Below are 14,275 nucleotides of genomic sequence, written 5' to 3'. Positions count from 1 at the left end.
GGTATCTAAGCCGGTAGCGTTGTCGACATAGATTGTTCCAGCCGCGCCGGCCGGCACAACCGGCAGCAGGGACAGGCACATCGCCAGCGCGACAAACGCGCTCAGCAAGCGCTTAGCTGAGAAAGGTTTGTTTTGCTTCATTGATATTCCTCCTTCTTTCTTTTATAATAACAGGGGTGTGCGTTCCGCCAGCCATCATGCGGACAGGCAAAGATCTTTGTGCTGCATCGGCAACCCTCCCATCGTCCCGAAATATGGATACTGCCGCAGTGGATATTGCCATACATATAGTATACAAAATTTATGGCAAAATTACAAGAGTTTGGCACTGTATTTGTGTGCTTTGTGTGATATAGTTTGTGCGCATTGTGGTGGCGCAGCGCTCTTTGGCAAAAAAGTGCTTGCAAAGCGGGCGGGGATGTGGTATCATATTGCGGTAACACGGGCATTCCTCTGCCTATTTCTAAATAGAGCAAGAATGTCTAAGACGAAAGGATGACAGAAAAAATGGATCTGGTCAAGGTACTGAGTGAGCAGCAGCTCAAAAGCGATCTGCCCGAGCTGAAGATCGGTGATACCGTCAAGGTACACGCGAAAATCAAGGAGGGCAACCGCGAGCGTATTCAGGTGTTTGAGGGCATTATCATTGCTAAGAAGCACGCCGGCGTCAACCAGACGATCACCGTCCGCCGTATCTCTTACGGCGTTGGTGTGGAAAAGACGTTCCCGGTACACTCCCCGAACGTCGCTAAGTTCGAGGTCGTGCGTAGCGGTAAGGTGCGCCGCGCTAAGCTGTATTATCTGCGCGGCCGTGTTGGCAAGGCCGCCAAGATCGCCGAAAAGGTTTGATCGACAACCGAAAAGCAAAAACGGGGAGCGCAGGCTTCCCGTTTTTGTGTTGTTGGGTTCGGATTTAGACTTGCATAGCAGCGCTTGTGCGGCTATAATAAAACCGTATGTTTATCTTTGGGAGGGAGCACCATGCAGCAAACAGAGGAGAAAAAGAAAAGCGAGGGGCGCTTTGCCAGCGAGCTGTTCAGTTGGGGAGAGTCGCTGATGGCCGTTTTGATCTTTTTCGTCATCGTTTTTACGTTTTTTATCCGGCTCATTGGCGTCGACGGTTCTTCCATGTACCCCACGCTTGAGAATCACAATATCATGCTGGTAAGCAACTTGGGCTACAAACCGGCAAGGGGTGATGTTGTCGTGCTGCGCAAGGAAGGGTTTTACAACAACCAGCCGATCGTCAAGCGCGTTATCGCCACCGGGGGAGACACGATCGACATCGACCCGGTGACGGGCGATGTGCTCGTAAACGGTCAGATACTTGATGAGCCTTATATCGCCGAGAAGATCAACACCATCGAGCGCATGGGCGATCTGGTCTATCCGCAGACCGTGCCCGAGGGATATATCTATGTGATGGGGGACAACCGCAATGGCTCGACCGACAGCCGCTGGAGCAGCCTCGGCATGGTCGATGAGCGGTATGTCCTCGGCCATGTGCTGAGCGTGGTATACCCGCTGAATAACTTTGGATCGGTAGCGTGAGCGCATGAATATTCAATGGTATCCCGGCCACATGACCAAGACCCGCCGGCAGATGGCGGACTATATCAAGCAGGTGGACGCGGTGGGCGAGGTGGTCGACGCCCGCATCCCGCAGGTATCTCGTAATCCCGATATCGACGATATTGCGGCGGGCAAGCCACGCTTGGTGATTCTTAACCGGATCGACTTGGCCGATGCCGCGTCGACCCGCGCGTGGGCGGCGTATTTCCGTGCGCAGGGTATGGCGGTTATCGAAACTGACAGCCGCTCCGGTACAGGTACGCAGGCTTTTGCAGGCGCGGTGCGCACACTGCTGGCCGATAGGATCGCACAGTGGAACGAAAAGGGACAGATCGGCCGTGCGGTGCGCGTCATGGTGGTCGGTATCCCGAATGTCGGCAAGTCGACCTTCATCAACCGGATTCTGGGGCGCAAATCGGCCAAAGCGGCGGACAAGCCGGGTGTGACGCGCGGCAGCCAGTGGTTTCGTGTGGCGGGCGGCATCGACCTGCTCGACACGCCGGGTATCCTCTGGCCGAGATTTGACGATGAGCGCGTCGGCCTGCTGCTGGCCGCCACCGGCGCGATACGCGATGACATCCTTGATGTCGAGACACTGGGATGTAAGCTGATGGAGATCTTGTCCGTTCGCGCGCCCGAGACTATCGTCAGCCGCTACGGCGTGGCTATACCCGAGGTATGTGATTTCCTCGGTTATGAGCTGCTGCGGCAGGCCGGGCGAAAGCGTGGCTTTTTGCTGCGCGGCGGCGAGATAGACACCGAGCGCATGGCACGCATCCTGCTCGATGAATTCCGAGGCGGCGTGCTGGGGCGCATCACGCTGGAAACACCGGAGGAGTATCAATGACATGGGAGTATGAGCAGCAGGCGTGGGCGCGCGGCTACACAGCCGTCTGTGGTGTGGACGAGGCCGGGCGGGGTCCGATCGCCGGGCCGGTGTGCGCGGCGGCGGTCATTCTGCCTGCGGACATCGTGGTGGATGGGCTGGACGACTCCAAAAAGCTTACGGAGAAAAAGCGGGAGCTTTTGTATGATATCATTACCGAAAACGCGCTGGCGTGGTCGGTTTCGCTCGTGGATGAGCGGGTGATCGACGAAATCAATATTTTGCAGGCCACCTACCGTGCGATGCGGCAGGCGGTGGAGGGCTTGCCCCGTCCCGCGGACTTTGCCTATGTTGACGGCAACCGCTCGGAGGGACTGACACTGCCCCATGCCTGCATCGTCTCGGGAGATGCAAAGTTGCCCAGCATAGCCGCGGCCTCGATCATCGCCAAGGTGACGAGAGACCGGCTGATGCGGCAGTTTGCTGTACAGTATCCGCACTATGGCTTTGAGAAGCACAAAGGCTACGAGACGCGGGCGCATGACGAGGCGCTGCTGGCGTATGGGTCGTGCCCGCTGCACCGGAGGACGTTTCTGAAAAAGTTTTATGCGAAGCATCCGGAGGCGCCGCGTTGACCGGCGCATGGGGCGAGCGGCAGGCATGCGGTTATCTACGCGCGCGCGGCTGGGAGATCGTGCAGTGTAATTTCCGCACCCGTTTCGGAGAAATCGACATTATCGCGCGTCACGGCAAATACATTATATTCGCCGAGGTCAAGACCCGGCGCAGCAGCCGTTTTGCCGCGGCGCGTGAAAGTGTGACCGCAGCCAAGCAGGCGCGTATCATTGCTGCGGCTGAGGAATGGCTGCAAACCTATGCGGGCACGGCCCAGCCCCGGTTTGACGTGATCGAGGTGTACGGCAGCGAGGACGCGCCGCTGCCACCGCATATTAATCTGATCGAAAATGCGTTTGGAGGGTGAGAATGAAGCTGTTTGACCTGCATTGCGACACCATATATGAATGCTGCGAGACCGGTAAGGCGCTGCGGGAGAACGACCTGCATATCAACCGTGCTGCCGCGCGGCGGTACACGCAGTATGTGCAGTTTTTCGCACTGTTCTGCGGCGCGCGTGCTGTAGGGGAAACGTCCGGCGCGCCGCGCGACTGCCTGCTGGACACTGACCCGGACGAGCGCTTTGCGCGTATGCTGCGCACGGCGGAGCGGGAGTTTGCTGCCAACGCGGATTGGCTGGTTTTTTGTAAAACGGCGGGCGACCTGACCCGCGCGGCGGAGCAGGGCAAGGCGGCGGCGTTGCTGTCGATCGAGGGCGCCGAACTGCTGCCCGCGCGGGAGGATGCGCTCGACCTCGCCTATAAGGCGGGAGTGCGCCTGATCACGCTGACTTGGAACTACCGCAGCCGGTTTGGATGTCCGGCGATCATCGACCAGAATGAGGGACTGACCGAGGCGGGGCGCGCGCTTGCGCGCGGCTGTGCCGCACGCGGCATCCTGCCGGATGTTTCCCACCTGTCCGAGCGCGGCTTTTGGGAGCTGTGTGAGACGATCGACAGCCCTATCCTTGCCACCCACAGCAATGCCCGCGCGCTGTGCGCCCATCCCCGCAACCTGACTGACCGGCAGTTTGAGGAGATCGCCCGCCGGAGCGGGCTGGTCGGAATCAACCTGTATACGCCCTTTGTTGTACGGCAGGGGGAGGCGACGGTCGATGACGTGATCGGGCATATCGAGCATTTTCTCGCCCTGCCCGGCGGAGAGGGGACGTTGGCGCTTGGCTGCGATCTGGATGGCTGCGACCGGCTGCCCGATGGAATAGGCGGGCTGGGCGATATATATCGACTGGCAGACCGGATGCTGGCGCTCGGCTATAAGCAAAGCACGGTCGATGCGCTGTTTTACGACAATGCGTTCGCAGCGATGCAGAAGTGGCTGTGCCCCAAACATAATGCGGAGGTTTGAAGATATGGAATATGTGAGTACAAGAGACAAGAGCCGCCGCGTCTCGGCGGCTGCTGCGATAGCGGCTGGCATCGCGCCGGACGGCGGCCTGTATTGTCCGGTGACCTTTCCCAAGCTGACAGTGGACGATTGGCACGCGATGGCACGCATGGATTACAAAGGCCGCGCGGCGCATATCCTCGGCAAGTTTCTGACCGATTTCTCAGCCGGGGAGCTGGCGGACTTTGCGGCAAAGGCCTATGCCGATGAAAAGTTCGGCTGCAGCAACACCGCGCCGCTTGTGGAGCTGGCCGGGGGCAAATATATGCTCGAGCTGTGGCACGGCCCGACCTGTGCGTTTAAGGACATGGCGCTACAGATACTGCCGCACCTGCTGACTGCCTCTCTGCGCAAGATCAACGAAACGCGCACGGCATGTATTCTCGTTGCGACTTCGGGTGATACGGGCAAGGCCGCGCTCGACGGGTTTCATGATGTGGACGGCACCAAGATCATGGTATACTACCCGGAAAACGGCGTTTCGCCCATGCAGAAGCTGCAAATGACCACGCAGGAGGGCGCGAATGTCGAGGTCGTTGCCATTCGCGGTAACTTTGACGATGCGCAGAGCGCGGTCAAACGTATTTTTACGGATAGCGAGACGCGTGCCGCTCTGGATCGGGACGGCATGATGCTCTCCTCGGCAAACTCGATCAACTGGGGGCGGCTCGCGCCGCAGATTGCCTACTACGTCTCGGCCTATTGCGATATGCTGTGCCGAGGCGATATCAAGCACGGCGACAGAATCAATATCTGCGTGCCGACCGGCAATTTCGGCAACATCCTTGCGGCCTATATCGCAAAGCAGATGGGGCTGCCCATACACAAGCTGATCTGCGCCTCCAACCGCAACAATGTGCTGACTGATTTCTTCCGCAACAATGGCCTGTATGACAAAAACCGGGACTTTTACACTACCAGCTCGCCCTCAATGGATATTCTCATTTCATCCAACTTGGAGCGCTTGCTGTTTTACGCTTCCGGTCAGGATGACAGCGCGGTTGCTGCGCTGATGGACAAGCTGCGCGGCGAGGGACGCTATCAGGTGGCGGCTGATATCTTTGCAAACATCGCGGCGGACTTTGACGCAGGCTGCTGCGACGATGCGCTGACCACCGAGACGATCAAAACGCTGTGGGAGCAGGAACGCTACCTGTGCGACACGCATACTGCGGTCGCTGTGCGGGTGTATGAAGACTACCGCGTCCGTACGGGCGACACGACGCCGACCATGATCGCCTCGACCGCGTCTCCGTTTAAGTTCTGCCGTGCGGTGATCGAGGCGATTGGCGGCACGCTGGAGCGGGATGATGTCAGCCAACTGGACGTGCTGACCCGGTTGACCGGGCTGGCCGCGCCCGCGCCGCTGGCCGCGCTGGCAGGCAAAGCGCCGCGCTTTGGCCGCGTGGTGGACAAGGAGGACATCCTCTCGACGGTCAGCCTGCTGAGGGAGCTGTAAGACGTGGCGCTTTATACACTGTCTGACCCGCATCTTGCGACTGCTGTGCACAAGCCGATGGACATTTTCGGCGGGCGCTGGCAGGGTTACACGGAAAAGATCGTCAAAAACTGGAGTGCGCTGGTCCAGCCTGGGGATACAGTCGTACTGGGCGGCGATATCTCATGGGGCATCAGCCTTGACGAGGCGAAAAGCGATTTTGCGCTGCTCGACAGCCTGCCCGGCAGAAAGCTTATCCTCAAGGGCAACCACGATTTGTGGTGGGAGACCGCGTCGAAAATGCACCGCTTTCTGGAAGAGAACGGCATACACAGCATCGACTTTTTGCACAACAACTGCTTTTTCTACGGCAATACCGCGCTCTGCGGCACGCGCGGCTGGCCGTTTGAGGAGGATTTTACCGATCCGCACAACGCCAAGATATTCAGGCGCGAGCTGATCCGGCTGGAAGCATCGCTCAAGCTGGGGGCGGCGGCGCAGCCGGACGAGATCATCTGCTTTCTGCATTATCCGCCGCTGCTGTCCTCGTTTCGTTGTGAGCCGGTCATTGCGCTGCTGCAAAAATATGGCGTGAAGCGGTGTGTTTACGGGCATCTGCACTCGGAGGGGCTGCGTTGGGCGGTCGAGGGTGTGCAGGAGGGCATCGAATGGCGGCTGGTTTCGGGCGATCATGTGGATTTTACGCCTGTTTTTTTGAAAAAGTAAAAAAACAGTGGAAATTCGGAAAAGTATCTGGTAAAATGGATTAGATACATGAGAAGTATTGAAATAAGGAGTTTGGCAACATGGAACTGAAAAATACCGAAAAGCTGGAGCACAGCGTTGTAGCGCTGACGATCGAGGTCACCAAGGCAGAGCTTGAGGCGGCTAAGGACAAGGCGTTCAAAAAGGCTGGTAAGAATATCACGGTACCTGGCTTCCGCAAGGGCAAGGCGCCGCGCAAGATGATCGAAAAGCTGTATGGCGACGGTGTGTTCTTTGAGGAGGCTTTCAATATCGTCTACCCCGAAGCGATGGACATGGCGGTGGAAAAGGCCGGCATCAAGCCGGTCGGCCGCGCGGATGTCGATCTGGGCGACCCGTCCGAGGAGGGCGGTCTGACCATTATCGCCAAGATGCCGGTCGAGCCGGAGGTGGAGCTTGGCGAGTACAAGGGCATTGAGGTAGAGAAGGAAAGCGTCAAGGTGCTCGCGGCGGATGTCAAGGCCGAGCTGAACCGCATGGCGCAGCGCAACGCACGAACCGAGACCGTTGACCGCAAGGCTAAGAAGAACGACACGCTGGATATCGACTTTGAAGGCTTTGTGGACGGCGTTGCCTTTGAGGGCGGCAAGGCCGAGCACCATGCGTTGACGCTTGGCTCCGGCTCGTTCATCCCGGGCTTTGAGGATCAGTTGATCGGCTGCAAGGCCGGCGATGAGAAGGATGTTGTCGTCACCTTCCCGGCAGACTACCATGCTGCTGAACTGGCCGGCAAGGAAGCTGTTTTCAAGTGCAAGGTGCACAAGGTTGAGGAGACCATCCTGCCCGAACTTGATGACGAGTTTGCCAAGGATGTTTCCGACAGCTGCGAGACGCTGGACGACCTGAAAAAAGAGATCACCGAGCGCCTGAAGAAGCAGCGTCAGGAGGTGGTCGATCAGGACTTTGAGGACAAGGTGCTGGATGCTGCGATCGCCACCATGCAGGCTGACATCCCCGAGGCTATGTACGAAAACCAGATCGACACGCTGGTGCGTGACTTCGGCTACCGCATTCAGATGCAGGGCATGGGGCTTGAGCAGTATCTGAAGATGAGCGGCACGGATATCGGCGGCTTCCGCGCCATGTTCCGCCAGCAGGCTGAGCGGCAGGTCAAATCCCATCTGCTGCTGAAAAAGGTTGCTGAAGTGGAGAATATCGCAGTTTCCGACAAGGAAATCGAGGAGGAGTATGCTAAGCTGGCAGAGCAGTACGGTATGGAGGTTGACAAGGTCAAGGCTGCCGTCGCTACCGATGCGCTGGCTGCTGATCTGAGGATTTCCAACGCGCTTGAGTTCCTCAAGAAGCACGCCAAGGTGAAAAAGGCCGCCAAGAAGAAGGCGGATGAGGCCGAAGTATCGGCTGAGTGATTTTTGCACTGCCGGGGCAGCGCCTCCGGTGGGTACGGTTCGATGGAAGCGCCATGCTTCCATCGACTCTTTTGAAAGGAGTTTGCAAGTGAGTTTAGTCCCAATGGTTGTCGAGCAGACCGGGCGCGGCGAGCGCTCGTATGACATTTTTTCGCGGCTGTTGAACGACCGTATCGTCATGCTGTGTGACGAGGTGAACGATACGACCGCGTCGCTGGTCGTCGCACAGCTTTTGTATCTGGAAGCGCAGGATCCGGACAAGGATATCATGCTGTATATCAACAGCCCCGGCGGCTCGGTCACCGCGGGCATGGCCATCTATGACACGATGAACTATATCAAGTGCGACGTGTCGACCATCTGCGTCGGTCTGGCCGCGTCGATGGGCGCGTTCCTGCTGTGTTCGGGCGCCAAGGGCAAGCGCTACGCGCTGCCCAATGCCGAGGTGATGATCCACCAGCCCATGGGCGGCGCGCGGGGACAGGCGTCCGACATGAAGATCCATACCGACTGGATACTCAAAACGCGCGACAAGCTCAACCGCATCATGGCGGAAAACACCGGCAAGCCGCTTGAAGTCATCGAGCAGGACACCGACCGGGATAACTTCATGTCTGCGCAGGAAGCGCTGGCCTATGGGCTGGTCGACAAGGTATTTGACAAACATTAAAGCTATCTTCAATAAAGGACAAGAGGTGCGTAATGCCGAATTATGATGATGACCAGACGCTGAAGTGCTCGTTTTGCGGTAAGCCGCAAAACCGTGTGCGCAAGCTGATCGCCGGGCCGGGTGTATATATCTGCGACGAGTGCATTGGCGTATGCACAAGCATCCTCGATGATGAGCTGGATTTTGTCCCGGATGAACACGGGGAGCACGAGGCAGCGTTCCGGCCGGAGACCCTGCCTACGCCGCAGGAGCTGAAGGCAGTGCTTGACGACTATGTCATCGGGCAGGATCGCGCCAAGATTGCGTTGAGCGTCGCAGTGTACAACCACTATAAGCGTATCTATCACCCGGAGACCGAGATTGAGCTGCAAAAGTCGAATATCCTGATGCTCGGCCCGTCCGGCTCGGGCAAAACGCTGCTGGCGCAGACGCTGGCTAAGACGCTGCAGGTGCCCTTTGCCATTGCGGACGCGACCACGCTGACCGAGGCCGGCTATGTGGGCGAGGATGTGGAGAATATTTTGCTTCGCCTGATCCAAGCGGCGGATTTTGACGTGGAACTGGCCGAGCACGGCATCATCTATGTCGATGAGATCGACAAGATTGCCCGCAAAAGCGAAAATCCCTCTATCACGCGCGATGTTTCGGGCGAAGGTGTGCAGCAGGCGCTGCTCAAAATGCTGGAGGGAACGACCGCCAACGTACCGCCACAGGGCGGACGCAAGCACCCGCATCAGGAGTTTATCCAAATCGACACGACCAATATCATGTTCATTTGCGGCGGTGCGTTTGATGGCATCGAGGGTATCATCCGCAAGCGCACGGGTAAGCAGGGGTTAGGCTTTGGCGCCGAGGTAAAGGGCAAGGACGAGGAGCAGTCCGATGAGCTGCTCGCCCGCATCGAGCCGCATGACCTGATGAAGTTCGGCCTGATCCCCGAGCTGATCGGCCGACTGCCGGCGATCGTGTCGCTCGACACACTGGATGAGGATGCGCTCGTGCGTATTTTGCAGGAGCCGAAGAATGCGCTGGTCAAGCAGTATCAGACGCTGCTGGGGATGGACGGTGTGGAGCTGGTGTTTGAGCCGGATGCGCTGGCTGAGGTAGCCAAAATTGCGCTGGCGCGCAAGACCGGCGCGCGCGGCCTGCGTGGCGTGCTGGAGCATGTGATGACTGATATCATGTTCAAGATCCCGTCCGACCAAACGATTAGCCGCGTCATTATCACGCGCGCGGCGGTTGCGGGCGAGGGCACGCCGGTTATCGAGCATGGCCGGACAGCTGGGCAGCTGCCCGAGGGAAACCCGAACGATCCGTCGAATAATACCGGCAAATCGGGCAAGAGCGCTTAAGCGATCGTAAAAGTGGGTGGGACTGCGGTTCTACCCACTTTTTTATATTTTCCAGCGGCGTGGACGCTTTACAAACAGCGAAAAATATACTATACTGAATTTATCTAATAATGTTCCCGTGCGTGAGGAGATAAGATATGACGAAAACAATCGGAACGACGATCAGCCGGCTGCCGGTGCTGCCGCTGCGCGGCTTGGTCGCGTTTCCCAATATGATTATCCATTTCGATGTGGGGCGGATGATGTCCATCCGCGCGTTGGAAGCGGCGATGAAAAACGGTCAGGTGCTTTTCTTGACCGCCCAGCGCGAGCTGAAAAACGATACGCCTGCGCCGGGTGACCTGTTCCAAATGGGCACGGTATGCACGGTCAAGCAGATTTTGCGCCTGCCAGGGGATAATATCCGTGTGCTGGTCGAGGGGCGCGCGCGGGCGATCGCGCACCAGTTCACAAATCCGGAGGACGAGTCTGCGTGCATCTATGCCGAGGTTGAACAGCTGGAGGACTATGCTTACGGCGTGACCGAGCGCCGTGCACAGGCGCTTGTACGCACCGCGCAGGAGCGGTTCAGCGAGTATGTTGAGCATGGGCCGCGCGTCTCAAGCGATGTTGAGATGACCGTCGCCGCGGGTGGTGACCCGGGCTGGCTGGCGGATTATATCGCACAAAACCTTTCGGTGGACTTTGCGGCCAAGCAGGAGATATTGGAAGAGCTGAGCGTCACCCGCCGCCTGAGCATGGTCATTCGTCTACTGGGCGAGGAGACCGAGATACTCAAGATCGAAAATGAGATACAGGACGAGCTGAAAAGCCAGATCGACAAGAACCAGCGCGAATATTATCTGCGGGAGCAGATCAAGGTCATCCAGACTGAGTTGGGCGAACAGGACGTGGCGGCTGAGGCCGAAGCCTACCGGGAGCGCGTGCTTGCCCTGCATCTGCCGCAGGAGCATGAGGACAAGCTGCTGCGCGAGGTCGACCGTTTTGCTAAGCTGAGCGGCTCGAACGCCGAACAGGGCGTGGTGCGGACATATCTGGACACCGTGCTTGATTTGCCGTGGAATGAAAAAAGCGAGGAGCGGCTTGATCTTGCCGAAGCGCAGGCCATCCTCGACCGCGACCATTATGGCATGAAAAAAGTGAAAGAGCGTATCATGGAGTTTTTGGCGGTCAAGACGCTGGCCCCGACGTTGAAGGGTCAGGTGCTCTGTCTGGCCGGCCCACCGGGCGTGGGCAAGACATCGATCGCCAAATCGGTCGCCGCGGCGCTGGGGCGCAGCTACGCCCGCATGAGCCTTGGCGGCGTGCGGGATGAGGCGGATATCCGCGGCCACCGCAAGACATATATCGGTGCGATGCCCGGCCGTATCATTGATGCGATACGCCGGGCGGGTACACGCAACCCGCTTCTGCTGCTCGACGAGATCGACAAAATGGGCCGCGATTTTCGCGGCGATCCGGCATCTGCCATGCTGGAGGTGTTGGATATTGAGCAGAACGCGGCATTCCGTGACCATTACATCGAGCTTCCCTTTGACCTATCCGATGTGGTGTTTTTGACCACAGCCAATGACCTGTCCACCGTGCCGCGCCCGCTGCTTGACCGTATGGAGGTCATCGAGCTGCCGTCCTACACGGCGGAGGAAAAGCTGCACATCGCGCAGCGCCACCTGCTGCCCAAGCAGATGGATAAGCATGGGCTGAGAAAGACGCAGATGGCGCTGTCCGACAAGGCGCTGTCCGCGATCATCGCGGGTTACACGCGGGAGGCCGGCGTGCGCCGCTTGGAGCAGCTGCTGGCCAAGGTATGCCGCAAGGCAGCCAAGCATGTTGCGGATGGGGGCAAGCGCCTGACGGTCTCGGAAAAGAATTTAGAGAGTTTGCTTGGCGCTGCGCCGTATAAGGAGGACATCATCGCAAAGAAGGACGAGGTCGGCATTGTAAATGGCCTTGCGTGGACGAGCGTGGGGGGCGAGATGCTTGAGGTCGAAGTGGCGGTCGTGCCGGGCACTGGCAAGATTGAGGTGACCGGTAACCTAGGCACGGTCATGCAGGAAAGCGCCAAGGCAGCAGTCACATTTGTGCGCTCGCGCGCCAAAGAGCTGTCGATCGACCCGATGTTTTACAAGGAAAATGATCTGCATATTCATTTTCCGGAGGCAGCCATACCCAAGGACGGGCCTTCGGCCGGCGTGACGATCACGACCGCGCTGATTTCAGCGCTGACCGAAGCGCCTGTGCGCCATGACGTGGCCATGACGGGCGAGGTGACGCTGCGTGGTCGGGTGCTGCGCATCGGCGGTCTGCGCGAAAAGACGATGGCTGCCTACCGTGCGGGCATCAAGACGGTCGTCATCCCGCAAGACAATGCGTCTGACTTACAGGAAATCGAGCCGGTCGTGCGCGAGAGCCTGCGCTTTGTGCCCGTGGTGCATATGGACACGGTGATGGAAACGGCGATCGACTTTGCGCGCCGCCCTGAAAAGCGCGGCAAGACCGCGCGCGGCGCGGTGCCCCTCCGCACGGAGAATACGGCCACCCCGGTCGTGCAGTAAAGGAAAGGGAGATCATATGCTCAATCTGCACAATGCGGTTTTTTTGCGCTCAGCGGTCAAGGAGGCGGACTTTCCGGACGATGACTTGCCGCAGATTGTGTTCGCCGGCAAATCAAATGTGGGTAAAAGCTCGGTGATTAATAAGCTGCTGGGGCGCAGAAACTTTGCGCGCGTCAGCGCGCAGCCGGGCAAGACCATCCATATCAATTATTTTCTGATTGATGAGCAGCTTTATCTGGTCGATTTGCCGGGATATGGGTATGCGCGCGTCTCAAAAGCCGAGCAGCAGCGCTGGGGTATGCTGATGGAGGAATACTTTGCGCGCGGCCTGCTGACGCTGGGCGTGCAGATCGTTGATATTCGGCATAAGCCCACGCGGGACGACGTGACGATGGCGGAATGGTTTCGTGCGTCCGAAAAGCCGTGGATCATTGTCGCCAACAAGCTGGACAAGATTAAGAAAAGTCAGCTTGCGGATCGCCTGACCGAGATACGCCAGACTCTGCTGCTGCCCGAGGAGGTACCGGTCATTCCGTTTTCCGCAGAAAAGGGGATGGGACGCGACGAGGTACTCGCGGTAATTCTTGAGCATATTGGAAAGGATGCGCATACGTAATGGATTTCATTCGCCGATTCATGGCCGGACGCTATGGTAACGACCGGCTGAACAATGCGCTGCTGCTGCTGGGACTTGTTCTGCTGCTCATCGAATGGTTGACCGGGTGGAGATGGATGGGCATATTTATTTTGGCACTGTTGTGTCTATGCTACTTTCGGATGTTTTCACGCAATATTCGGGCAAGGTATCAGGAAAATCATAAATTTATGCAATGGTGGGAGCCGATCTCGCGCCGTTTGCAGGATGCGCGCGTGCGCTTTGGCGACCGCAAGACACACCGCTTTTTCAAGTGCCCGCAGTGCGGCAAACGTTTGCGTGTGCCGCGCGGCCGGGGCAGGATTGAGATCACCTGTCCCTATTGCCGCACACGCTTTGTCAAAAAGACCTGAGCGCGTCGAATTTCCTGTTTTTTCCGTATTTGCGACAAAAGGGACTTGCTTTTTTTGCAAAAACACGTATAATGAAAGTAACATATTTAGCAGGGGGCGATTCTAATGACCGTGGATCAGCTGATTGGGAAAATCTATAACAGGCTCAGCAAGGCGGATATTGCTGATACGCAGGGCAAGCTTGCTGTGCAGTTCAATCTTACCGGCAAAGTGACAGGCGTGTTTTATATTGAGATACTGAATGGCGTGCTGTCCGTCATGCCCTATGAGTACATCGACCATGATGCGATTGTCTCCGGCACGATAACCAACATTGAAAAGGTGTTCAGCGGCAAACTGATCCCGCAGGTTGCGGTTGCTGAAGGCAAGATCAAGATCGAAGGCAATTTCGACAAAGTCATGGTTCTGGCTGAATTGCTCAAGGAATAATGCTTTATTGTGCGCAAACCCCTGTCCGGTTTCGGGCGGGGGTTGCGGCTTTTATGGGCAGCCGCATAGCCAGCAAACAGCGGCTGCGAAAAAAAGCGAAAAGAAGCAGAAAAAAGGCTTGACAAAGGGAGGTGGGGGAGGTATACTGAATAAGCTGTCTGGAGCGGAGCGGTAGGCTGAACGAAGAAGTTTGAAAAAGAGCGAAAAAAGTTCTTGACAAACGAAAAGGAGTTTGGTATACTGAGTAAGCTGCTTCGGCGGCGGAGGATACCGG

At 57.7% G+C, this 14,275-nt stretch carries 15 protein-coding genes; all 15 read left to right on the top strand.

Annotated elements, in window-relative coordinates:
• The first annotated feature begins 507 nt into the window (after positions 1-507).
• The 15 genes from rplS (at position 508) to MR935_RS08255 (ending at position 14,001) form a co-directional block, all read left to right on the top strand.
• Entirely contained in the window at positions 508-849 is a 342-nt protein-coding gene (gene rplS / locus MR935_RS08325; RefSeq protein ID WP_290572671.1) for a 50S ribosomal protein L19, read from the top strand.
• 132 nt (positions 850-981) lie between these two features.
• Positions 982-1,551, top strand: a complete 570-nt coding sequence (lepB, locus tag MR935_RS08320; RefSeq protein ID WP_290572669.1) for a signal peptidase I — start codon at positions 982-984, stop codon at positions 1,549-1,551.
• A 4-nt stretch (positions 1,552-1,555) separates the two neighbouring features.
• Positions 1,556-2,419 carry a ribosome biogenesis GTPase YlqF gene (gene ylqF, locus MR935_RS08315; protein ID WP_290572667.1) on the top strand — a complete coding sequence of 288 codons (864 nt, stop codon included), beginning with the start codon at positions 1,556-1,558 and terminating at the stop codon, positions 2,417-2,419.
• The gene (locus MR935_RS08310) at positions 2,416-3,033 is read left to right on the top strand and encodes a ribonuclease HII (protein WP_290572665.1); all 618 of its coding nucleotides are present in this window, start codon (positions 2,416-2,418) and stop codon (positions 3,031-3,033) included. Before ylqF ends, MR935_RS08310 begins: the two co-directional genes overlap by 4 nt.
• The gene (locus tag MR935_RS08305) at positions 3,030-3,380 is read left to right on the top strand and encodes a YraN family protein (RefSeq protein WP_290572664.1); all 351 of its coding nucleotides are present in this window, start codon (positions 3,030-3,032) and stop codon (positions 3,378-3,380) included. Before MR935_RS08310 ends, MR935_RS08305 begins: the two co-directional genes overlap by 4 nt.
• Before the next feature lie 2 nt (positions 3,381-3,382).
• The gene (locus tag MR935_RS08300; protein WP_290572662.1) at positions 3,383-4,378 is read left to right on the top strand and encodes a dipeptidase; all 996 of its coding nucleotides are present in this window, start codon (positions 3,383-3,385) and stop codon (positions 4,376-4,378) included.
• A gap of 4 nt (positions 4,379-4,382) precedes the next feature.
• Positions 4,383-5,876, top strand: coding sequence for a threonine synthase (gene thrC / locus MR935_RS08295; RefSeq protein WP_290572660.1), 1,494 nt, complete (start codon positions 4,383-4,385; stop codon positions 5,874-5,876).
• Positions 5,877-5,879: 3 nt separating this feature from the next.
• On the top strand, positions 5,880-6,581 hold the full coding sequence (locus MR935_RS08290) for a metallophosphoesterase (RefSeq protein ID WP_290572658.1): 702 nt from the start codon (positions 5,880-5,882) through the stop codon (positions 6,579-6,581).
• An 80-nt stretch (positions 6,582-6,661) separates the two neighbouring features.
• Positions 6,662-7,987 (top strand): trigger factor, encoded by a 1,326-nt coding sequence (gene tig, locus MR935_RS08285; protein ID WP_290572656.1) that lies wholly within the window; start codon positions 6,662-6,664, stop codon positions 7,985-7,987.
• A gap of 88 nt (positions 7,988-8,075) precedes the next feature.
• Positions 8,076-8,657: an ATP-dependent Clp endopeptidase proteolytic subunit ClpP gene (gene clpP / locus MR935_RS08280; RefSeq protein ID WP_290572655.1), complete on the top strand. Its 582-nt coding sequence runs from the start codon at positions 8,076-8,078 to the stop codon at positions 8,655-8,657.
• Between the two features lie 32 nt (positions 8,658-8,689).
• Positions 8,690-10,009: an ATP-dependent protease ATP-binding subunit ClpX gene (gene clpX, locus MR935_RS08275; RefSeq protein WP_290572654.1), complete on the top strand. Its 1,320-nt coding sequence runs from the start codon at positions 8,690-8,692 to the stop codon at positions 10,007-10,009.
• A gap of 137 nt (positions 10,010-10,146) precedes the next feature.
• Complete coding sequence (gene lon / locus MR935_RS08270; RefSeq protein ID WP_290572653.1) at positions 10,147-12,564, top strand: endopeptidase La; 2,418 nt, start codon at positions 10,147-10,149, stop codon at positions 12,562-12,564.
• A gap of 16 nt (positions 12,565-12,580) precedes the next feature.
• Positions 12,581-13,180 carry a ribosome biogenesis GTP-binding protein YihA/YsxC gene (yihA, locus tag MR935_RS08265; RefSeq protein ID WP_290572652.1) on the top strand — a complete coding sequence of 200 codons (600 nt, stop codon included), beginning with the start codon at positions 12,581-12,583 and terminating at the stop codon, positions 13,178-13,180.
• Positions 13,180-13,572, top strand: coding sequence for a hypothetical protein (locus MR935_RS08260; protein WP_290572651.1), 393 nt, complete (start codon positions 13,180-13,182; stop codon positions 13,570-13,572). The genes yihA and MR935_RS08260 overlap by 1 nt, the downstream gene beginning before the upstream one ends.
• A 105-nt stretch (positions 13,573-13,677) precedes the next feature.
• Entirely contained in the window at positions 13,678-14,001 is a 324-nt protein-coding gene (locus MR935_RS08255) for an SCP2 sterol-binding domain-containing protein (RefSeq protein WP_290572650.1), read from the top strand.
• Positions 14,002-14,275 lie beyond the last annotated feature (274 nt).

Origin of the sequence: Agathobaculum sp. (genome assembly GCF_022775115.1) — a bacterium.
GTDB lineage: Bacteria > Bacillota > Clostridia > Oscillospirales > Butyricicoccaceae > Agathobaculum.
The sequence above is the reverse complement of the archived record's forward strand: the minus strand, read 5'-3'. Positions and strand labels throughout refer to the sequence as shown.

Excerpts from the sequence above, each read along its gene's own strand:
- lon (WP_290572653.1), top strand. The coding sequence starts at position 10,147 with ATGACGAAAACAATCGGAACGACGATCAGCCGGCTGCCGGTGCTGCCG.
- thrC (WP_290572660.1), top strand. The coding sequence starts at position 4,383 with ATGGAATATGTGAGTACAAGAGACAAGAGCCGCCGCGTCTCGGCGGCT.
- ylqF (WP_290572667.1), top strand. The coding sequence starts at position 1,556 with ATGAATATTCAATGGTATCCCGGCCACATGACCAAGACCCGCCGGCAG.
- MR935_RS08255 (WP_290572650.1), top strand. The coding sequence starts at position 13,678 with ATGACCGTGGATCAGCTGATTGGGAAAATCTATAACAGGCTCAGCAAG.
- yihA (WP_290572652.1), top strand. The coding sequence starts at position 12,581 with ATGCTCAATCTGCACAATGCGGTTTTTTTGCGCTCAGCGGTCAAGGAG.
- lepB (WP_290572669.1), top strand. The coding sequence starts at position 982 with ATGCAGCAAACAGAGGAGAAAAAGAAAAGCGAGGGGCGCTTTGCCAGC.
- MR935_RS08310 (WP_290572665.1), top strand. The coding sequence starts at position 2,416 with ATGACATGGGAGTATGAGCAGCAGGCGTGGGCGCGCGGCTACACAGCC.
- clpX (WP_290572654.1), top strand. The coding sequence starts at position 8,690 with ATGCCGAATTATGATGATGACCAGACGCTGAAGTGCTCGTTTTGCGGT.
- MR935_RS08260 (WP_290572651.1), top strand. The coding sequence starts at position 13,180 with ATGGATTTCATTCGCCGATTCATGGCCGGACGCTATGGTAACGACCGG.
- rplS (WP_290572671.1), top strand. The coding sequence starts at position 508 with ATGGATCTGGTCAAGGTACTGAGTGAGCAGCAGCTCAAAAGCGATCTG.
- tig (WP_290572656.1), top strand. The coding sequence starts at position 6,662 with ATGGAACTGAAAAATACCGAAAAGCTGGAGCACAGCGTTGTAGCGCTG.
- MR935_RS08300 (WP_290572662.1), top strand. The coding sequence starts at position 3,383 with ATGAAGCTGTTTGACCTGCATTGCGACACCATATATGAATGCTGCGAG.